Raw genomic sequence first — 20,170 nt, 5'->3', positions numbered from 1 at the left:
ACGTCCTTCGCGAGCAAGCTCGCTCCTACAAGGGGTATTGCGTATCGCTTTAGTCCATCTCGCTCTCAACCCGATCCCTACCCGCCTGCTTCGCCGCATACACACCGGAATCCGCCCGCAGCAGCATCTCGTCCGCACCCTCCCCGACCCGCCAACTGGCGATGCCAAAACTCGCGGTGACGATTCCGACGTCGTCGATCGGTGAGTTGCGCAACCCTTGCCACAACTCCACCGCCAATACATGGGCCTGTTTGCCGTCGATACCGGGGCAAAGCACCATGAACTCCTCGCCTCCCAGGCGGCAGAACACATCAGAGCGACGCAGCCGATGGCCGATGCGTTCGCAGACTGCCTGCAACACCCGATCGCCCACCGCGTGACCATACTGGTCATTAATCCGCTTGAAATGGTCGATATCGAGCATGATCACCGACAGTTCACCGCCACCGCGCTCGACCCGGGCCATTTCGGTGGTCAGGCGCTCCTGGAAATAGCGGCGATTGTGGATCCCGGTCAGGGAGTCCGTGACCGACAGCGCCCGCAGCTCTTCCTCGACCCGTTTCAGGTCGGTAATGTCCGAGATGTAGCCATGCCAGAGCACACCGCCGCCGGGCAATTCCTCCGGGGTCGCCTCGCCACGCACCCAGCGCAGGCCACGCTGGGGCAGTTGCACGCGGTACTCTTCGCGCCACGGGCTGAGGTTGTCTGCCGACGCCCGGATCGAGGCGCGGACCCGGGTCGTGTCCTGGGGATGAATCCGGGTGAACATCGCTTCGGCATTGAACAGCAACACCTCGGGTTCCAGCTCATAGATCTCACGGATACCGTCGCTGGCATAGATCACACTGAAGCGCCCATCGAACTCCATCTTGATCTGATAGATGCCGCCGGGCACATGGGCGCTGAGTTTCTTCAGCAACAGATCCCGGGCCGCCAGGGCCTCGTGCACCCGTTTGCGCTCGGTGATGTCGATACAGATTGCCAGGTGGCCGACCCACAAGCCTTGCTCATCGAGCACCGGAGTGGCCAGCATGTTCACCGTCAGATGGCTGCCGTCGCTGCGCAGCAGCGTCCATTCCCGCGCCTCGTGACCGCCCTCTTCACCGCCCGCGACCAGCATCGCGTGGCAGGTCGGGATCGGCTTGCCATAACGCGCGCTCAACTCCGCCGAGCGCGCGATGAGTTCGCGGGGCAGGTGCAGGTTTTCCAGGGTCATATGGCCGACCGCTTGCGCACTGGTGTAGCCGAGCATTTGCTGTGCTCCGGCATTGAACGTGCTGATGACGCCCCGCAAGTCGGTGGCGATGATCGCCACCTGGGTCGCGGCGTCCAGCACACTGCGCAACTGGCCATGGGTACCGCGCAGTTCCTGTTCACGGGCGTGCAATTCATGCGTGCGCTGTTGGACCATTTTCAACGCCCGCTGACGCTGACTGACCAGCACGTAAAGCAAGGCACTGAGCAACACACTGAGCAGCCCCCCCAGCACCACCAGACTGGTCACCGAGGAATGGTTGGCGTTTAGAAACGCCTCGCTGGGCAGTATGTCGACTTGATAGTCGCGGTCGGCCATTCGCAGCAACCGGGACGCCGATAATTCGCTGGTAGCAGGCGTATTGAGAGATTCGAACAGCACTTCGTGCTGATCGCCAGTGGATAAGTCGAGGATACGCACCGAAAGATAATCACGGTCTGCCTCAGGCAACCCGTCCGCCAGCAATTGGCGCATGCTGATGACCGCCATCACATAGCCATAGGGTTTTGCCGCAGCCGCGCCCGGACCGTTGCGCGACATGACCGGCGCCACCAACAGCACACCACGGGCATCTGACGGTGCGGTATCGATCAGATGCAGCGGCTGCGACACTGCCATGCCACCCGACGCGTCCGCTCGCTCAAGCGCGGAGCGGCGCAACGGTTGGGCCAGCAAGTCATAGCCCAATGGCGAGCCGAAGGTACTGTGGGTCTGACTGAAGAGGACCGGTACGTACTCATCCCGTTCAGCCGCCAATTGCAGCTGTCCGTTGGGCATCAGTTCACGGATGGTGAAATCTGCCAGCCCTTCTTCGCGCATCTGACGTTCGAATTCCGGCCGCTCGGCATGGCTCACCCGCCGAGCGAACGAGTACGCCTGGGTTCGATGCAGCAACGGTTGGGTGTAGCCGTCGAATTCCTGCCGGGATACCGAGATGGAATTGGCAAAGAACCGGCGCACGCCATCGAGGCGCTGCTCCTGATCTTCGAAACGTTCTTCGATACGGCTGTAACGTTCGCTGGCCAGCAGTTGGAAACGTTGCCGCAATTGTTGGTGAAACAGATTGAGCGTCGACCAGGCAAGTAAACTCGTGAGAATACCGCCGGCCAGCAACACCAGTAGCGCGACCATCCAGGCCGAGACGTCTTCACTGATAAACCCGAGGATCTTCGGGCGCACGGCGTTCAACGACATAGACGCAACTCAAAACGCCAGGTGCGGGAAAGCCCATTGGCTATCTTGAGTTATAGCTATTAGCCACTAATTTCACCAGTATTGCAGGAATCCAAGAGCCTTTAAAAATCAAGGCTCTGTGGATCCAATTATTTAAAGCGTCAACGAGCCGTTATTTTCCAGGCGCGGTGGATCTTGCCATTACGGGCGAAATCCGGATCAATGGTCTGGGCGGTGATTTCCTCGACCGCGTAACGCTCGGTAAGGTTCTCTTCCAGGCTGAACTTGCGGAAGTTATTGGAGAAGTACAACACCCCGCCCGGTGCCAGCCGCGCCATGGCCAGATCGATCAGTTGCACCTGGTCCCGCTGCACATCGAAGATGCCTTCCATGCGCTTGGAGTTGGAAAAGGTCGGCGGATCGATGAAGATCAGGTCGTACTCGTCACGGCAGGCGTCGAGCCAGGCCATCACGTCGCCCTGCTCCAGCCGGTTCTTGTCGGAGAAGCCATTGAGCGACAGGTTGCGCCGCGCCCAGTCCAGGTAGGTTTTCGACAAATCGACGCTGGTGGTGCTGCGCGCACCGCCCTTGGCCGCATGGACACTGGCGGTCGCGGTGTAGCAATACAGGTTGAGGAAGCGCTTGCCGGCCGCCTCTTTCTGAATGCGCATGCGCATCGGCCGGTGGTCGAGGAACAGCCCGGTGTCGAGGTAGTCGGTGAGGTTGACCAGCAGCTTCACGCCACCCTCGTTGACCTCGACGAACTTGCCCTGGGCCGCTTGCCGCTCGTACTGCTTGGTGCCGCTCTGACGCTCGCGACGCTTGACCACCACGCGGCTCTTGTCGATGTTCAACGCCTGGGGGATGGCCGCGAGTGCATCGAACATGCGCGCCGAGGCTTTTTCCGGATCGATGGATTTGGGCGCGGCGTATTCCTGGACGTGGACCCAATCCTGATACAAGTCGATGGCCATGGAGTATTCCGGCATGTCGGCGTCATAGACGCGGTAGCAGTCGATGCCTTCACGCTTGACCCATTTGCCCAGGGCCTTGAGGTTTTTTTGCAGGCGGTTGGCGAACATCTGCCCGCCTTCGCTCAAGCGCGGTTGCTCGACCACCACCGGTGCCGGTTTGATCGGGTTGCCGTTCTTGTTGTACTTCTCGTACTTGCCCGGCGCCACATCGTCGGCGGCGACCTCTACTTGCGCCTGCTCGCGCTCGACCTGACGCTGTTCCGGGGTGCGACGCTCGCCGGTGACGAACTGGTCCGGGGTGACCTTGATCAGCAACAATTTGCACGGCAAGGCGCCGTTCCAGAACGAATATTGTTTGTGACTGCGGATGCCCATGCGCTTGCCCAGCTCCGGGGCGCCGGTGAAGACCGCGGCTTCCCAGTTCAGGCAAGCCTGACGCAGACGTTCGCCGAGGTTCTGGTACAGATAGAGCAAACTCGCCTCGTCTCCCAGACGTTCACCGTACGGCGGGTTGCAGATCACCAGGCCTTTCTGGTTCTGGTCCGGACGCGGCTCGAAGGTGCCGACTTCGCCTTGGTAGATCTTGATCCACTCGCTCAGGCCGGCACGCTCGACGTTGTTGCGGCCCGGTTGAATCAGGCGCGGATCGGCTTCGTAGCCGCGAATCCACAGAGGTGGCTTGGCCAGGCCGGCCGCGCAACGCTCAGTGGCTTCTTCGTGAAGTTTTTTCCACAGCGCGGGTACGTGACCGAGCCATGCGGTGAAGCCCCACTGCTCACGGCGCAAGTTCGGCGCCATATCGGCGGCGATCATTGCGGCTTCGACCAGGAAGGTGCCGACGCCGCACATCGGGTCAGCCAGGGCGCCGCCTTCGGCAGCGATCCGTGGCCAGCCGGAACGGATCAGGATCGCCGCCGCGAGGTTTTCCTTCAACGGCGCCGCCCCCTGCTGCAAGCGATAGCCGCGCTGGTGCAGGCTGTGGCCGGAGAGGTCGAGGGAGAGAATCGCTTCGCCGCGATCCAGGCGCAGGTGAATGCGCAGGTCCGGATTGAGCTTGTCGATGGAGGGACGGTCACCCTGCGGGGTCCGCAGTTTGTCGACGATGGCATCCTTGACCTTCAGCGCGCCGAAGTGGGTGTTGTCGATGCCCGAGCCGTGACCGCTGAACTCGACGGCCAGGGTGCCGTCGTTGAGCATGTGGTCTTGCCACTCGATATCGAGCACACCGTGGTAGAGGTCTTCGGCATCCTTCATCGGGAAACGCTTGAGCACCAGCAGGACCCGGTTCGCCAGACGCGACCACAGGCACAGGCGATAGGCGGTTTCCATGGTGGCCATGCCGCGCACGGCAGAGGTGTGCTCGCGCGCTTCTTCAAGGCCAAGCCCGACGGCTTCCTCGATAAGCAGGCCTTCAAGGCCTTTGGGGCAAGTGAGGAAGAGTTCGAAACGATCGGACATGGGAATTCCAGAACCTTTAGCTGAGTGGACCGACAACGCATTGCCGGCCCGGTTTTCAATCAGGCGCTTTTCTAAAAGAGCGCCCGCGTGGCACGAAGGTGTGCCGTTCCACCCGTGCTGCTCCGGTCAAAAGAGCTTAGATGCACAGATAGATAAAAAAGTTGAAGCAACAAAATGTCATAAAGCGACCCTTCGTCGAATAATGCCCCGCGTAACGCGAGCGATTCTCAGCAAAGGATTAACCCCATCATCTAGCGCAAGGCCGATCATACCGGGGTTTGGCCAATTAACGGCGGACAAACATCGTGTTACTTATCGCCTTACCATCTTTATCGTTACGTCCTTATGACAAAACGATCATTCCCTCGATGTGACGCATTGGTTAGAACTCAACACAGGTTGACGTCGCAACGGCGTCAACACCTTGGCTCGCGACGCCGGCAGCGAGCCCCAACGGCAGGAATTTCCTGCCAGACCTCGATTGAGGTCGACGCGATACATACAGTCAACAAGTGAGGGCAACACCCTATGAGAAGACTTAAGCGTGATCCGTTGGAAAGAGCATTTTTGCGCGGATATCAATATGGCGTTGGTGGCAAATCCCGTGAGCTTTGCCCATTTACTCTACCGTCGGTACGCCAAGCCTGGATTAACGGCTGGCGAGAAGGACGCGGCGACAACTGGGACGGTATGACCGGCACTGCGGGAATCCACAGACTCAACGAACTTCACGCCGTCGGCTGACACAGGGCACAACACTCCGACACGACAATCTGATTACGTAACCCCTTACCACGCACGCCCCATCCGGGCGGCGGGCTCCGGCCCAAGGGCTCCCTCGAGGAGCCCTTTTTTATGCCGTCTCCTGTCATACACCTTCCCTGCAGGAGCCAGCTTGCTGGCGATGGACTTCAACGATAACGCGCTCTTTCAGGATGCACGCGTTGTCCTTGAGTTTTTCGCGAGCGAGCTCGCTCCTACATGCGATGGAGTGTCAGATACACAAATATCGGCTGACACACCTTCGCCGGCAAGCCGGCTCCTACAAGGGATCAGCGCTGGGCTGCGATCGCGTCGACAGCCTCGCGAATCAACGCCGGCCCCTTATAGATGAAGCCGGAATACAGCTGCACCAGGCTCGCCCCCGCCGCGATTTTCTCTGCCGCGTGTTTGCCTTCGGTGATGCCGCCCACGGCAATGATCGGCAAACGACCGCCCAGCTCCGACGCCAGCACTTTCACCGTGTGGGTGCTCTTCTCGCGAACCGGGGCGCCGGACAGGCCACCCGCCTCGTCACCGTACTCCATGCCTTCGACGCCGACACGGCTCAGGGTGGTGTTGGTGGCGATGACTGCATCCATCCCCGTTTCGATCAATGCTTGGGCGACCTGGACGGTTTCTTCATCGGTCATGTCCGGCGCGATCTTGATCGCCAACGGCACGTGCTTGCCGTGACGCAAGGCCAATTCCGCCCGACGCGTGGCCAGGTCGGCCAGCAACTGCTTGAGCGAGTCGCCGAACTGCAGGCTGCGCAAGCCCGGGGTGTTCGGCGAGCTGACGTTGACTGTCACGTAGCTGGCGTGGGCGTAGACTTTCTCCAGGCAGATCAGGTAGTCGTCGACCGCACGCTCGACCGGCGTATCGAAGTTCTTACCGATATTGATGCCCAGCACGCCCTTGTACTTGGCCGCAGCCACGCGAGCCAACAGGTGATCGACGCCGAGGTTGTTGAACCCCATGCGGTTGATGATCGCTTCGGCTTCCGGCAGGCGGAAAATCCGTGGCTTCGGATTGCCCGGTTGCGAACGCGGGGTGATGGTGCCGATTTCGACAAAGCCGAAACCCAGTTGGGCAAATCCGTCGATGGCCGCGCCATTCTTGTCCAGTCCGGCTGCCAGACCAACAGGGTTGGGGAAGTCCAGGCCCATGACGGTCACCGGCATTTTCGCCGGGGCCTTGCACAGCAAGCCGTTGAGACCCAAACGCCCGCCCGCGCCGATCAGGTCCAGGGACAGATCGTGGGAGGTTTCCGGGGAAAGTTGGAACAACAGCTGACGGGCCAGGTTGTACATGGGCGGCTTTGACTCGATTGGCGGCGAAATGAGGCGGCGATTATAGCCGGGCATCGAGGGTCCAGGCGAGGCACAAGGCAAAAACAGCCGGCGATGGCATATGCCTTGCACCGCCACTGGCATCAGTACCCATGCCAACGGCGGAATGGGTCGAAAGACAAAGGCGTCGTCACCTGGCCTTGCTTGGGCAAAGTCGGTACGGCGCTTTTTTATGAAGGTGTTTACCCATGATTGAAACTCCAGCCTCCCCACTGGCCTGGGTCCACGGCAGCGATGCCCCGGAAAAGACCGAAATCAACCTCGGCTTCATGGCCCTGAGCGACTGCGCTTCGCTGGTGGTCGCAGCCACCCAGGGTTTCGCCCAGCCTTATGGCCTGACGCTGAACCTCAAGCGCCAGTCGTCGTGGGCCAACCTGCGGGACAAACTGGTCAGTGGTGAACTCGACGCCGCTCACAGTTTGTACGGCTTGGTTTACGCGGTTCACCTGGGAATAGGTGGCGTGGCTGCCACCGACATGGCGGTATTGATGGGCCTGAACCAGAACGGCCAGAGCATCAACCTGTCCCATGGCTTGCAGGCCCTGGGCGTGACCAGTCCTGAAGCACTGGACCGGCATGTGCACCAAAGTCGCCCAAAACTTACCTTCGCCCAGACATTCCCGACCGGCACCCACGCCATGTGGCTCTATTACTGGCTGGCCAGCCAAGGCATCCATCCGTTGCACGACGTCAACAGCGTCGTGGTGCCGCCGCCGCAAATGGTCGCGCACCTGCAAGCGGGCCGTATCGACGGTTTTTGCGTCGGCGAACCGTGGTCCGCCAGTGCGGTGAAGCAGGATCTCGGTTTTACCCTGGCGACGACCCAGACCATCTGGCCCGATCACCCGGAAAAAGTCCTCGGCTGCACCCGCTCCTTCGTCGAGCAATACCCCAACACCGCGCGGGCGCTGGTGATGGCGATCCTGGAGGCCAGCCGCTTCATCGAGGCCAGCACCGAGAATCGGCGCAGCACCGCCCAATTGCTCAGCGCAACGCAGTACCTGGATGCGCCACTCGATTGCATCGAACCACGCTTGCTGGGCGACTACGCCGATGGCCTCGGCAATCGCTGGCAAGACCCCCATGCACTGCGCTTTCACGGCGCTGGCGAGGTCAACTTGCCGTACTTGTCCGATGGCATGTGGTTCATGACCCAATTCCGCCGCTGGGGTTTGTTGCGCGACGATCCGGACTACCTCGCAGTGGCCCGCCAGGTGCAGCAACTAGACTTGTATCGAGAGGCCGCCATCGCAGTCGGTGTCGCCGCCGGGAGTCCGCCGATGCGCAGCAACCAGCTCATCGACGGCAAGGTCTGGGACGGCTCGGACCCTGCCGGCTATGCCCGCAGTTTCAAGCTGCATGCCATGAGCGACAGCTCACCGCTTTCCGCCAGCCGCTGACAGGAGACTGCATCTATGTTGCGAATCCTGCTGATCAACGACACCGCGAAGAAAGTCGGTCGCCTGAAAGCGGCCCTGACCGAAGCCGGCTTCGAGGTCATAGACGAATCCGGCCTGACCATCGACCTGCCCGCGCGCGTCGAAACGGTGCGACCGGACGTAATCCTGATCGATACCGAGTCACCCAGTCGGGATGTCATGGAGCAAGTAGTACTGGTAAGTCGCGATCAACCGCGGCCGATCGTGATGTTTACCGACGAGCATGACCCGGACGTGATGCGCCAGGCGATCAAGTCCGGGGTCAGTGCCTACATCGTCGAAGGCATTCACGCACAACGCCTGCAGCCGATTCTCGACGTGGCCATGGCACGCTTCGAAAGTGACCAGGCCCTGCGTGCGCAACTGCACGCCCGGGACCAGCAACTGGCCGAGCGCAAGCGCATCGAGCTGGCCAAGGGTCTGCTGATGAAGATGAAGGATTGCAACGAGGAACAGGCCTACACCCTGATGCGCCGCCAGGCCATGAGCCGTCAGCAGAAGCTGATTCAGGTGGCGGAGCAGATCATTGCCATGAGTGAGTTGCTGGGCTGAAGCCTTATGGCGCCTGTCAGGGCGCCTTAACTGTAGGAGCGAGCTTGCTCGCGATGGACTAAAGAGCGCCGCATTTAACCAGCAAACACGCGTTATCGTTAACGACCTTCGCGAGCAAGCTCGCTCCTACAATTGGGCTTGCCCGCGATGGCCGCGACTCGGTGTTACTTGTTGGCACAGATCTCGCTAGGTAATCACCACAGGTAACCAACGGCGGTTGCCCCACCTACGACAAAGACGTCGCTCACCCCATTCGCCCCTGGCGAGTCGGGTGGCGGCGTTTTTTTGTTTTGGCCCCACAGCCCGGGGCCGGTGGAGCGGCCGATGCGGCGCCCCACTTGCAAGCTCATGACTCCTTCTCGAGACGACTAACAGCTGAGGTGCGCGATGAATTCAAGCTTCTGGAAATCCGGCCATACCCCGACACTGTTCGCGGCCTTCCTCTATTTCGACCTGAGCTTCATGGTCTGGTACCTGCTCGGCCCGCTCGCCGTGCAGATTGCCACCGACCTGCAACTGACCACCCAGCAACGCGGACTGGTCGTCGCCACGCCTATCCTGGCCGGGGCCCTGCTGCGCTTCGTGATGGGCCTGCTGGCTGACCGCCTGTCGCCCAAGACCGCCGGACTGATCGGCCAGGTGATCGTCATCTGCGCCCTGTTCGTCGCCTGGAAACACGGGATCCACAGTTATGAACAAGCGTTGCTGCTGGGCCTGTTCCTCGGCATGGCCGGCGCGTCCTTCGCCGTTGCGCTGCCGCTGGCCTCGCAGTGGTACCCGCCGCAGCACCAGGGCAAAGCCATGGGCATCGCCGGCGCTGGCAACTCCGGTACTGTGCTCGCAGCCCTGATCGCCCCGGTCCTGGCCGCTTCGTTTGGCTGGAGCAACGTGTTCGGCTTCGCCCTGATTCCGTTGATCCTGACTATCATCACCTTTGCCTGGCTGGCCAAGAACGCCCCTGAACGGCCGAAAGCCAAATCCGTTTCCGACTACTTCAAGGCCTTGGGCGACCGCGACAGCTGGTGGTTCATGTTCTTCTACAGCGTCACCTTCGGCGGCTTCATCGGCCTGGCCAGCGCCCTGCCCGGCTATTTTAACGATCAATACGGCCTGAGCCCGGTGACCGCCGGTTATTACACCGCGGCCTGCGTGTTCGGTGGCAGCCTGATGCGTCCGTTGGGCGGTGCCCTGGCCGACCGTTTCGGCGGGATTCGCACACTGCTGGTGATGTACACCGTGGCCGCGACCTGCATTGCGGCGGTGGGTTTCAATCTGCCGAGCTCCTACGCCGCCTTGGCACTGTTCGTGTGCACGATGCTCGGTCTGGGTGCGGGTAATGGCGCAGTATTCCAGTTGGTTCCACAGCGCTTCCGTCGGGAGATCGGCGTAATGACCGGTTTGATCGGCATGGCCGGTGGTATCGGTGGTTTCGCGCTGGCGGCCGGCATGGGCGCGATCAAGCAAAGCACCGGCAGTTATCAGATGGCGCTGTGGTTGTTCGCCAGCCTCGGTGTCCTTGCCTGGTTTGGCCTGCACGGGGTGAAACGTCGCTGGAGAACCACCTGGGGTTCGGCTGCCGTCACCGCTGCACGGGTATGAGGGCTGAATGAGCCTGCAATTGAGTTTCGCCGAAGCGAGCGCCGTCGGCCCTCGCGACGAGAACCAGGACGCCCTGCGCCTGGTCACTCCAACGCCGGCGCTGGCGGCGAGCAAGGGTTATCTGTTCGCCATCGCCGACGGCGTCAGCCAGTGCGCCGATGGCGGCCTCGCCGCCCGCTCGACCTTGCAGGCACTGGCGCTGGACTACTACGCCACCCCGGAAACCTGGGGAGTCGCCCAGGCGCTGGATCGCCTGCTACTGGCACAAAATCGCTGGTTGCAGGCCAACGGCGGAGGGCAACCCTTGCTCACCACGGTCAGCGCCCTGGTCATGCGTGGCAGGCGCTTCACCCTCGCCCATGTCGGCGATTGCCGGGTCTATCGCTGGCACGCCGACACGTTACAACGGGTGAGCGAGGATCATGTCTGGGATCAGCCGGGCATGCAGCATGTGCTCAAACGGGCGCTGGGGCTGGACCAGCACCTGGTGCTGGATTTTCTCGATGGCGAATTGCGCGTCAACGAGAGTTTCGTGCTGCTCAGCGATGGTGTCTGGGCGGTGCTGGGCGATACCGCGATTGCGGCGATCCTGCGCGACCAGCCCGACCTGCAGAGCGCCGCGCAAACCCTGGTCAGCGCCGCGCACCTGGCCGGCAGCCAGGACAACGCCAGCGCCTTGCTGGTGCGGGTCGATGCCTTGGGTGAAACCAGTATCGGCGATGCATTGATTCATTTGCAGCAATGGCCGCTGCCGCCCGCGCTGAAACCAGGCCAGGCCTTCGAGGGCTGGGAGGTCGAAGGGATACTCGGGCAGAGCCAGCAATCGCTGCTCTATCGGGTTCGCGACGGGCAACAACAGCCCTGGCTATTGAAAACCTTGCCCGGTGCGTTGCGCGACGACCACCTGGCCGGGCAAGCGTTGCTGTCGGAGGAATGGTTTCTCAAACGTGTCGCCGGCCGGCACTTCCCTGAAGTCCACGCCGCCAGCCAGCGTCAGCACTTGTACTACGTGATGCGTGAATACTCGGGGTCGACCCTGGCGCAGCTGCAGGAAAAAGTCGGCCCCCTGCCCTTGGCCCAATGGCTGGATCTGGCCGAACGCCTGCTGCGGGCGGTGGGGATGCTGCACCGACGGCAGATTCTCCATCGCGATATCAAGCCGGAGAACCTGCTGCTGGGGGACGACGGTGAGTTGCGGCTGCTGGACTTCGGCCTCGCCTACTGCCCCGGCCTGTCCGAAGATCAGCCCTCGACCCTGCCCGGAACGCCCAGCTACATCGCGCCGGAAGCTTTTGGCGCAGGCACACCGACGCCGCAACAGGACTTGTATGCAGTCGGCGTGACCTTGTATTTCCTGCTCACCGGCCACTATCCCTACGGCGAAATCGAAGCGTTCCAGCGTCCGCGATTTGGCGTGCCGGTCAGTGCCAGCCGCTACCGGCCCGACCTGCCGGAATGGATCGCACAAAGCCTGGAGCGCGCCGTTGCGGCGGATCCGGACCAGCGCTTTGAAACGGCGGAAGAATGGTTGCTGCTGCTGGAGCAGGGTGAGCGGCGCAGCTTGAGCGTGCGGCCCAGACCTCTGCTGGAGCGAGAGCCGTTGAAGGTCTGGCGGACATTGGCGCTGGTGTCGCTGGTGGTGAATCTGGTGCTGCTGGTATTGGTGTTTCGTGGGTAGAAGATCGCAACCTGGTTTCCCTGTAGGAGCGAGCCTGCTCGCGAAAAACCCGAAGGCGCCGCAGGGCATCTGGTTTCACGCGTTATCGTTCACGACCTTCGCGAGCGAGCTCGCTCCTACAGGGGAACGAGGCTGCGATCTCTTGCACTTCTGCCTTAAAACCGGGCGTCTCGCCTTAAATCGGTGCATCAACCTATCGCTGAATAAGTGCAAAACCCCTGAAACCGCTGCTTTTCGCCACTTGGCACAACCACTGCATTACCTCTCTCAACTGACATAAAGCCCAACCTTCAACGACGAAGGCTGCGCTACCCGAGAGAACGGGACAAGGACAAAGGCGTCCTCGCCAGGCAACTGGCGGGATGCCTTTTTTTGTTTGCGCAAAATTTGTCGAGCAAGACCACAAAGCCCTGATGAGGCGGGTCTGAGCTCCCCGGAGAACCTGATGAAAAAACTAAAACTGGTGATGATCGGCAACGGCATGGCCGGGGTTCGTACCCTGGAAGAACTGCTTAAGCTGAGCAACGAGCTGTACGACATCACGGTCTTCGGCGCCGAACCCCATACCAACTACAACCGCATCCTGCTGTCGCCGGTCCTGGCCGGCGAACAGACGTTCGAAGAGATCGTGCTCAACGACCTGGACTGGTACCTGGAAAACAACATCAAGCTGCTGCTCAACCGCAAAGTGGTGCAGATCGACCGGGTCAAACGCCGGGTCATTGCCGAAGACGGCAGCGAAGCCGAATACGATCGCCTGCTGATCGCCACCGGTTCGACCCCATTCATCCTGCCGATCCCGGGCAACACCCTGCAGGGCGTGATCGGCTACCGCGACATTGCCGACACCCAGGTGATGATCGACACCGCCAAGACCCACAAGCACGCCGTGGTCATCGGCGGTGGCCTGCTCGGCCTGGAAGCCGCTAACGGCCTGATGCTGCGTGGCATGCACGTCACCGTGGTGCACATCGGCGAATGGCTGCTGGAGCGGCAACTGGACAAGACCAGCGGCGAACTGCTGCAAACCGCGCTTGAAGGCCGTGGCCTGCACTTTCGCCTGCGCGAACAGACCCAGGCCCTGCACGACGCCGGCAATGGCCGGGTCGGTTCGGTGGAGTTCAAGAACGGCGACATCATCCCCGCCGACCTGGTGGTGATGGCCGCCGGTATCCGCCCCAGCACCGAACTGGCGGAAAAAGCCGGCATCCCCTGTAACCGCGGGATTCTGGTCAACGACACCATGCAAACCTACGACCCTCGGGTCTACGCCATCGGCGAATGCGCCAGCCATCGCGGCACCGCCTACGGCCTGGTGGCGCCGCTGTTCGAACAAGCCAAGGTCTGCGCCAACCACTTGGCCCAACTGGGTTTCGCCACTTACAAGGGCTCGGTGACCTCGACCAAATTGAAAGTCACCGGCATCGACCTGTTTTCCGCCGGCGACTTCATGGGCGGCGAAGGCACCGAGACCATCACCCTCTCCGACCCGATCGGCGGCGTCTACAAAAAACTGGTGATCAAGGATGACGTGCTGGTCGGTGCCTGCCTGTACGGCGACACGGCCGACGGCGGCTGGTATTTCCGGCAGATTCGTGAGAACCACGGCATCGGCGAGATCCGCGATCACTTGATGTTTGGAGAAAACGCGCTGGGCGATGTAGGACACCAGGGCCAGGACAAAGCCATGAGCATGGCCGACACCGCCGAAGTCTGCGGTTGCAACGGCGTGTGCAAAGGCACCATCGTCAAGGCCATCCAGGAACACGGCCTGTTCAGCGTCGACGACGTCAAAAAGCACACCAAGGCCGCCAGCTCCTGCGGTTCCTGCGCCGGCCTGGTGGAACAGATCCTGATCAACACCGTGGGCGGCGCCGCCGACGTCAAGCCCAAGAGCGAAAAAGCCATCTGCGGCTGCAGCGACCTCAACCACGGGCAAATCCGCCAGGCCATCCGCGAACAGCATCTGCTGACCATCGCCGGCACCCTGAGCTACCTGAACTGGCGCACCCCGAACGGCTGCGCCACCTGCCGCCCGGCGCTCAACTACTACCTGATTTCCACCTGGCCGGGCGAAGCCAAGGACGATCCGCAGTCGCGCCTGGTCAACGAACGCGCTCACGCCAACATTCAGAAAGACGGCACTTACTCGGTTGTCCCGCGGATGTGGGGTGGTGTGACCAACCCTTCGGAACTGCGGCGCATCGCCGACGTGGCCGACAAGTACAACGTGCCAATGGTCAAGGTCACCGGCGGCCAGCGCATCGACTTGCTGGGGATCAAGAAGCAGGACCTGCCGGGGGTCTGGAAGGACCTCGACATGCCGTCCGGCCATGCCTACGGCAAATCCATCCGCACCGTGAAGACCTGCGTCGGCAGCGAGTTCTGCCGCTTCGGCACCCAGAACTCCACACAACTGGGGATCGAGCTGGAGCATGACCTGTTCAACATGTGGTCGCCGCACAAGGTGAAGCTGGCCGTCTCCGGTTGCCCACGCAATTGCTCGGAAGCCGGCATCAAGGACGTGGGAATTATCGGCGTGGATTCCGGCTGGGAGATGTATATCGGCGGCAACGGCGGGATCAAGACCGAAGTTGCCGAGTTTTTCGTCAAGCTCAAGACCGCCGAAGAAGTGCGTGAATACAACGGCGCCTTCCTGCAGCTCTACCGCGAAGAAGCCTTCTACCTCGAGCGCACCGTGCATTACCTGCAGCGGGTCGGCATGGAACACATCAAGAAAGCCGTGCTGGAAGACCCGGAGCGGCGCAAGGCCCTCAATGCGCGCCTGCAATTCTCCCTGTCGTTCGAACAGGATCCGTGGAAGGAACGCCTGGAACAGCCGCTGCTGAAAAAAGAGTTCGAGGTCATCCCCGTGAAGAACCTGGAGGTGCTGGCATGACCTGGCTGGATATCTGCGCACTGGAAGAGATCAATGCCCTGGGCTCGCGGATCATCGCCGGCCCGAAAGGCGACATTGCGATTTTTCGTACCAGCGACGATGAAGTGTTCGCCCTCGACGACCGCTGCCCGCACAAGGGCGGTCCGTTGTCCCAAGGCTTGATCTATGGCAAACGCGTCGCCTGTCCGCTGCACAACTGGCAGATCGACCTGGAAACCGGCGAAGCCCAGGCACCGGACATCGGTTGCGCTCACCACCATGCGGCACGGGTCGAAAATGGCCGGGTGCTGCTGTCCCTGCGGGAAGCAAGCTAATGAACCGTCAGATCACCGCCTCCACTTGCTGTTACTGCGGGGTCGGCTGCGGTGTGCTGATCGAGCATGACGGCGAGCACATCTTCGGCGTCAGCGGCGATCCGGCGCACCCGGCCAACTTCGGCAAACTGTGCAGCAAGGGCTCGACCCTGCACCTGACCGGCGACCCGGCGGCCCGGGCGTTGTACCCCGAACTGCGCCTCGGTAAAGGCCTTGCCCGCAGTCGCACCGACTGGGACACCGCCCTCGATCACGCCGCCAGCGTGTTCGCCGGGACCATTGCCGAACACGGCCCTGACAGCGTGGCGTTCTACATCTCCGGGCAATTGCTGACCGAGGATTACTACAGTTTCAACAAGCTGGCGCGCGCGCTGGTGGGCACCAACAACATCGATAGCAATTCACGGTTGTGCATGTCTTCGGCAGTGGTCGGCTACAAGCGCAGCCTCGGCGCCGACGCGCCCCCTTGCAACTACGAAGACCTGGAGTTGAGCGACTGCGTGATGATCGTCGGCAGCAACATGGCCTACGCGCATCCGATCCTGTTTCGTCGCCTGGAAGAAGCCAAATCCCGTCGGCCACAGATGAAGGTCATCGTCATCGACCCGCGTCGCACCGACACCTGCGATCTGGCTGACCTGCACCTGGCGATTCTGCCGGGGACCGATGTCGCGTTGTTCCATGGGATTTTGCACTTGCTGCTGTGGGAAGACTGGATCGACCGCGATTTCATCAAGGCGCACACCCAGGGCCTGCCCGAGCTGAAGAGCCTGGTGCGCGACTACACGCCGCAAATGGTCTCGCAACTGTGCGGGATCAGCGTCGAGCAACTGCACCAATGTGCCGAATGGGTCGGCACTTCGCCGAGCTTCCTGTCGTTGTGGTGCATGGGGCTGAACCAGTCCACCGCCGGCAGCGCGAAGAACAGCGCACTGATCAACCTGCACCTGGCCACCGGGCAAATCGGTCGCCCCGGTGCCGGCCCTTTCTCGCTGACCGGCCAGCCAAACGCCATGGGCGGCCGCGAAACCGGCAGCTTGTCGAACCTGTTGCCAGGTCATCGCGAAGCCGACAACGCCGAGCACCGAGCGCAAGTGGCGTCTTACTGGGGTGTCGAGCAGCTTCCACATACCACCGGCCTGACCGCCATCGAGTTGTTCGAACAGGTTCGCGGCGGCAAGATCAAGGCGCTGTGGATCGCCTGCACCAACCCCGCGCAATCGATGCCGGACCAGAGCGCCGTGCGCGCGGCCCTGCAAGCCTGTCCATTCGTGGTCTTGCAGGAAGCCTTCCGCACCACCGAGACCGCCGCGTTCGCCGATCTGCTGCTGCCGGCCGCCAGCTGGGGTGAAAAAGAGGGCACGGTGACCAACTCCGAACGCCGCATTTCCCACGTGCGGCAGGCAATCGTCGCACCCGGCGAGACCCGTTCCGACTGGGCGATCACCGTGGATTTCGCACAGCGCCTGGAAAAACATCTGCGTCCAGGGCAAGACAGTCTGTTCGCATTCGACACCCCGTCACAGATTTTCGATGAGTACAAGCAACTGACTCGCGGCCGGGATCTGGACCTGTCCGGCCTCAGCCATGCGCTGATCGACCGTCTGGGCCCACAGCAATGGCCCTTCCCTGCCGGAGCCACCGAAGGCACGGCGCGGCTGTACCTGGACGGCACTTTCCCGACTGCCAGCGGACGGGCGCAGTTTGTCGCCGACCCGTATCGCGCCGCCAAGGAACAACGGGATGCGCGCTTCCCCCTGACCCTGATCACTGGCCGTCTTCGCGACCAATGGCACGGCATGAGCCGCACCGGGACCGCCGCCCAGCTGTTCGGGCACGTCAGCGAAGCCGTGTTGAGCCTGCACCCGGACGAGTTGCGCCGCCATCGCCTGCAACCGGGAGACCTGATCAGCCTGAAAAGTCGCCGGGGCGCGGTGATCGTGCCCGTCGACAGCGATGACAGCGTGCGGCCCGGCCAGGCGTTCCTGCCGATGCATTGGGGCGACCGTTTCCTCAAGGGCGGCGTGAATACGCTGACCCAACCGGCGTTCGATCCCCTGTCGAAACAACCGGAACTCAAGCACAGCGGCGTGCGCCTTGAACCTGTGCACCTGCCGTGGCAGCTGTTCGCCCTCATCGAGGGCAATGTTCAACAGCACTTTGAGACGCTACGACCGCTCTGCGAGGCATTTTCCTACGTGAGCCTTAGCGTCGCCGGCCGGGAACGCCCAGCGTTGCTCATACGCGCTGCCAGCGCCGTTGCGCCGGACCCGCAACTGTTGCGCGAGATCGATCGCTGCCTGGAGCTCAACGACGGCCCGGTATTGGCCTACGACGATCCTCGGCGCTCCATAGGCAAACGGGTGCGGATCGAGAACGGCCGGATCACTGCGATTCGGCTGGCAGGCGAAACCCTGGCCCAGCACTGGCTGCAAAACCTGTGGCTGGAAGGTCGCGCCGATGAACAACTGCGGCGCTGGTTGCTCGCCCCGCTGAGCGCACCACCAGGCCAGGCCAATGCATCGGCCGCGGGCAGCAAAACCCTGTGTAACTGCATGAACGTCAGCCAAGGCGCGGTCTGTGCCGGCATCGGTCGAGGCCTGGACTTGCAGGGTTTGAAACAAGAATTGGGCTGCGGCACGCAATGCGGCTCCTGTGTTCCGGAAATCAAGCGTTTGCTGGCCGCCACCGCGCAGCCGGTTGCCGTTGTCTCGTGAGGAAAAACACTATGAGCGCAAAAGTCTGGCTGGTGGGTGCGGGTCCTGGCGACCCGGAATTGCTGACTCTGAAAGCGGTACGGGCACTGCGCGAAGCCGATGTGGTGCTGATCGACGATCTGGTCAACATCGCGGTACTGGAGCATTGCCCCCAGGCGCGGATCATTGCCGTGGGCAAACGCGGTGGCTGCCGCTCTACACCCCAGGCGTTCATCCATCGCCTGATGCTGCGTTATGCCCGCCAGGGTAAATGCGTGGTGCGGCTCAAGGGTGGCGATCCGTGCATTTTCGGCCGGGGCGGTGAAGAAGCACAGTGGTTGCGCGAACGTAGCGTCGAGGTGGAGCTGGTCAATGGCATCACTGCCGGGCTTGCCGGTGCGACACAGTGCGATATTCCGTTGACCCTGCGCGGCGTTGCGCGTGGCGTGACGCTGGTGACTGCCCACACCCAGGATGGCAGCAGCCTGAACTGGCAAGCCCTGGCCCAGGGCGGCACGACACTGGTGATCTACATGGGGGTGGCGAAGCTGAGCGAGATCCGTGAGCAATTGCTGGCTGGTGGGATGGCGGCGGACATGCCGGTGGCGATGATTGAAAACGCTTCCCTGCCGCATCAGCGCGAATGTCGCAGTGACCTGACGGCCATGGAAGAAGATGCCTGCGCCTTTGAGTTGAAGAGCCCGGCGATCCTGGTGATTGGCGCTGTGGCAGCAGGCTCTCATCATTGTAGGAGCGAGCTTGCTCGCGATGAACCTGAGAACGCCGCGGAGTACCAAGCTGGCAGCGTTATCGTTGACGACCATCGCGAGCAAGCCCGGTCCTTCAAGTAACGCCAGAACCCAAATCGCAGACAAAGAAAAGCCCGGCCGAAGCCGGGCTTTTCAGAGCTGCGAGCTAATTACTTAGCTTGAGCTTCAACCTGCGCTTCTACGCGACGGTTTACAGCACGGCCAGCGTCAGTAGCGTTGTCGGCAACTGGGCGGGATTCGCCGTAGCCAACAGACTGAACGCGGGACGATTCAACACCGTACTGGTTGGTCAGAACTTGCTTAACGGCGTTTGCACGACGCTCGGACAGTTTCTGGTTGTAAGCGTCAGGACCGACGGAGTCAGTGTGACCTTCAACAGTGGTGCTGGTGGATGGGTACTGCTTCATGAAGTCAGCGAGGTTCTTGATGTCGCCGTAGCTGTTAGGCTTGACTACCGACTTGTCGAAGTCGAACTTCACGTCCAGCTCAACACGAACAACTTCAGCAACTGCAGGGCAGCCGTCAGCGTCAACAGTTACGTTGGCTGGGGTGTCCGGGCACTTGTCGACGTTGTCGCACACGCCATCGTTGTCGCTGTCGGAGCAAACTTCAGCTGGTGCTGGAACTGGAGCAGCGGCAGGCTTGGAGCCGCCACCGAAGTTCACACCGATACCGACGCTTGGAGCCCACTCGGTGTCGCCCTGGTCGATGTTGTATTGAGCTTCAACGCCAGCACGGGCGTAGAAGTTCTCGGTGAAGTACAGCTTGGCACCGCCGCCAACGTTGGCGAAGGTGGAACGGTTACGACCGTTCGAGCCGTTCTGATCAATGCTCTGATCGGAGAAGCCAGCCGAGACGTAAGGACGGACCATGTCGCCTGGGTTGTTGAAGTGGTACAGAGCGTCCAGAGCGGTGTTGGCGCCCTTGATGTTCTGGCCGGAGTCAGAACGAACGTTGTGCACTTCGTCGTAGGCCAGACGCAGTTCAACGTCGTCGGTCAGGAAGTAACCTACGGAACCGCCGAACAGGTTGCCGTTGTTCTTGAAGTTACGAGCGCTGTCGAATTGTTCTTTCTTGGCGAAGCCTTCGATTTCAACTGCGCCTTGGCCTTGTGCCAGAGCGCCGAACGAAGTGGCAGCAATAAGAGAACCAATGGCCAAGCCCAAGGTGTTTTTCAGTTTCATCCGTTAAATCCCCATCTGGTGATTGTGAAGCAGTCCCGCAAACCGGGGGACAACTCGGCGGCAAGTCT

General features: G+C 61.6%; 13 protein-coding genes. 9 read left to right on the top strand and 4 right to left on the bottom strand.

Annotated features, from left to right (window positions below; genetic code table 11):
• Nucleotides 1-49: 49 nt before the first annotated feature.
• Both J2W17_RS02675 and rlmKL read right to left on the bottom strand, forming a co-directional pair.
• Complete coding sequence (locus J2W17_RS02675) at nucleotides 50-2,449, bottom strand: sensor domain-containing diguanylate cyclase (protein WP_307328765.1); 2,400 nt, start codon at nucleotides 2,447-2,449, stop codon at nucleotides 50-52.
• A 140-nt stretch (nucleotides 2,450-2,589) separates the two neighbouring features.
• Nucleotides 2,590-4,860 carry a bifunctional 23S rRNA (guanine(2069)-N(7))-methyltransferase RlmK/23S rRNA (guanine(2445)-N(2))-methyltransferase RlmL gene (gene rlmKL / locus J2W17_RS02670; protein WP_307328762.1) on the bottom strand — a complete coding sequence of 757 codons (2,271 nt, stop codon included), beginning with the start codon at nucleotides 4,858-4,860 and terminating at the stop codon, nucleotides 2,590-2,592.
• A gap of 528 nt (nucleotides 4,861-5,388) precedes the next feature.
• Here rlmKL and rmf point away from each other — a divergent pair.
• The gene (gene rmf, locus J2W17_RS02665) at nucleotides 5,389-5,604 is read left to right on the top strand and encodes a ribosome modulation factor (protein ID WP_003223300.1); all 216 of its coding nucleotides are present in this window, start codon (nucleotides 5,389-5,391) and stop codon (nucleotides 5,602-5,604) included.
• 308 nt (nucleotides 5,605-5,912) lie between these two features.
• Here the strand turns inward: rmf and J2W17_RS02660 are convergent, their stop codons facing one another.
• A complete protein-coding gene (locus J2W17_RS02660; RefSeq protein WP_307328760.1) occupies nucleotides 5,913-6,932 on the bottom strand; it encodes a quinone-dependent dihydroorotate dehydrogenase in 1,020 nt (339 codons plus the stop codon).
• 227 nt (nucleotides 6,933-7,159) lie between these two features.
• Between J2W17_RS02660 and J2W17_RS02655 the strand changes: the two genes are divergently transcribed.
• The 8 genes from J2W17_RS02655 (at nucleotide 7,160) to cobA (ending at nucleotide 18,999) form a co-directional block, all read left to right on the top strand.
• Nucleotides 7,160-8,371 carry a CmpA/NrtA family ABC transporter substrate-binding protein gene (locus J2W17_RS02655; RefSeq protein WP_307328757.1) on the top strand — a complete coding sequence of 404 codons (1,212 nt, stop codon included), beginning with the start codon at nucleotides 7,160-7,162 and terminating at the stop codon, nucleotides 8,369-8,371.
• A gap of 15 nt (nucleotides 8,372-8,386) precedes the next feature.
• Entirely contained in the window at nucleotides 8,387-8,962 is a 576-nt protein-coding gene (locus J2W17_RS02650; RefSeq protein ID WP_128870630.1) for an ANTAR domain-containing response regulator, read from the top strand.
• A gap of 387 nt (nucleotides 8,963-9,349) precedes the next feature.
• The gene (locus J2W17_RS02645) at nucleotides 9,350-10,561 is read left to right on the top strand and encodes a nitrate/nitrite transporter (protein WP_307328751.1); all 1,212 of its coding nucleotides are present in this window, start codon (nucleotides 9,350-9,352) and stop codon (nucleotides 10,559-10,561) included.
• Nucleotides 10,562-10,568: 7 nt separating this feature from the next.
• The gene (locus J2W17_RS02640; protein ID WP_307328748.1) at nucleotides 10,569-12,239 is read left to right on the top strand and encodes a bifunctional protein-serine/threonine kinase/phosphatase; all 1,671 of its coding nucleotides are present in this window, start codon (nucleotides 10,569-10,571) and stop codon (nucleotides 12,237-12,239) included.
• Nucleotides 12,240-12,684: 445 nt separating this feature from the next.
• Nucleotides 12,685-15,138 carry a nitrite reductase large subunit NirB gene (gene nirB / locus J2W17_RS02635; RefSeq protein WP_307328745.1) on the top strand — a complete coding sequence of 818 codons (2,454 nt, stop codon included), beginning with the start codon at nucleotides 12,685-12,687 and terminating at the stop codon, nucleotides 15,136-15,138.
• On the top strand, nucleotides 15,135-15,452 hold the full coding sequence (nirD, locus tag J2W17_RS02630) for a nitrite reductase small subunit NirD (RefSeq protein WP_064678880.1): 318 nt from the start codon (nucleotides 15,135-15,137) through the stop codon (nucleotides 15,450-15,452). Before nirB ends, nirD begins: the two co-directional genes overlap by 4 nt.
• On the top strand, nucleotides 15,452-18,169 hold the full coding sequence (locus J2W17_RS02625) for a nitrate reductase (RefSeq protein WP_307328741.1): 2,718 nt from the start codon (nucleotides 15,452-15,454) through the stop codon (nucleotides 18,167-18,169). The genes nirD and J2W17_RS02625 overlap by 1 nt, the downstream gene beginning before the upstream one ends.
• A gap of 11 nt (nucleotides 18,170-18,180) precedes the next feature.
• Nucleotides 18,181-18,999 carry a uroporphyrinogen-III C-methyltransferase gene (cobA, locus tag J2W17_RS02620; RefSeq protein ID WP_307328738.1) on the top strand — a complete coding sequence of 273 codons (819 nt, stop codon included), beginning with the start codon at nucleotides 18,181-18,183 and terminating at the stop codon, nucleotides 18,997-18,999.
• Between the two features lie 68 nt (nucleotides 19,000-19,067).
• On the opposite strand, the gene J2W17_RS02615 is transcribed toward cobA, so the two are convergent.
• On the bottom strand, nucleotides 19,068-20,102 hold the full coding sequence (locus tag J2W17_RS02615; protein ID WP_150800688.1) for an OmpA family protein: 1,035 nt from the start codon (nucleotides 20,100-20,102) through the stop codon (nucleotides 19,068-19,070).
• Nucleotides 20,103-20,170: the final 68 nt, after the last annotated feature.

The organism is Pseudomonas lini (assembly GCF_030812475.1).
Taxonomy (GTDB): Bacteria; Pseudomonadota; Gammaproteobacteria; order Pseudomonadales; family Pseudomonadaceae; genus Aquipseudomonas; species Aquipseudomonas lini_A.
Note: the sequence above shows the minus strand (reverse complement) of the source record. Positions and strands in the feature narration are given on the sequence as shown.

What these genes read in the sequence shown, in the direction of transcription:
- J2W17_RS02675 (WP_307328765.1), bottom strand. Translation starts at nt 2,449, where the DNA reads ATGTCGTTGAACGCCGTGCGCCCGAAGATCCTCGGGTTTATCAGTGAA.
- rlmKL (WP_307328762.1), bottom strand. Translation starts at nt 4,860, where the DNA reads ATGTCCGATCGTTTCGAACTCTTCCTCACTTGCCCCAAAGGCCTTGAA.
- rmf (WP_003223300.1), top strand. Translation starts at nt 5,389, where the DNA reads ATGAGAAGACTTAAGCGTGATCCGTTGGAAAGAGCATTTTTGCGCGGA.
- J2W17_RS02660 (WP_307328760.1), bottom strand. Translation starts at nt 6,932, where the DNA reads ATGTACAACCTGGCCCGTCAGCTGTTGTTCCAACTTTCCCCGGAAACC.
- J2W17_RS02655 (WP_307328757.1), top strand. Translation starts at nt 7,160, where the DNA reads ATGATTGAAACTCCAGCCTCCCCACTGGCCTGGGTCCACGGCAGCGAT.
- J2W17_RS02650 (WP_128870630.1), top strand. Translation starts at nt 8,387, where the DNA reads ATGTTGCGAATCCTGCTGATCAACGACACCGCGAAGAAAGTCGGTCGC.
- J2W17_RS02645 (WP_307328751.1), top strand. Translation starts at nt 9,350, where the DNA reads ATGAATTCAAGCTTCTGGAAATCCGGCCATACCCCGACACTGTTCGCG.
- J2W17_RS02640 (WP_307328748.1), top strand. Translation starts at nt 10,569, where the DNA reads ATGAGCCTGCAATTGAGTTTCGCCGAAGCGAGCGCCGTCGGCCCTCGC.
- nirB (WP_307328745.1), top strand. Translation starts at nt 12,685, where the DNA reads ATGAAAAAACTAAAACTGGTGATGATCGGCAACGGCATGGCCGGGGTT.
- nirD (WP_064678880.1), top strand. Translation starts at nt 15,135, where the DNA reads ATGACCTGGCTGGATATCTGCGCACTGGAAGAGATCAATGCCCTGGGC.
- J2W17_RS02625 (WP_307328741.1), top strand. Translation starts at nt 15,452, where the DNA reads ATGAACCGTCAGATCACCGCCTCCACTTGCTGTTACTGCGGGGTCGGC.
- cobA (WP_307328738.1), top strand. Translation starts at nt 18,181, where the DNA reads ATGAGCGCAAAAGTCTGGCTGGTGGGTGCGGGTCCTGGCGACCCGGAA.
- J2W17_RS02615 (WP_150800688.1), bottom strand. Translation starts at nt 20,102, where the DNA reads ATGAAACTGAAAAACACCTTGGGCTTGGCCATTGGTTCTCTTATTGCT.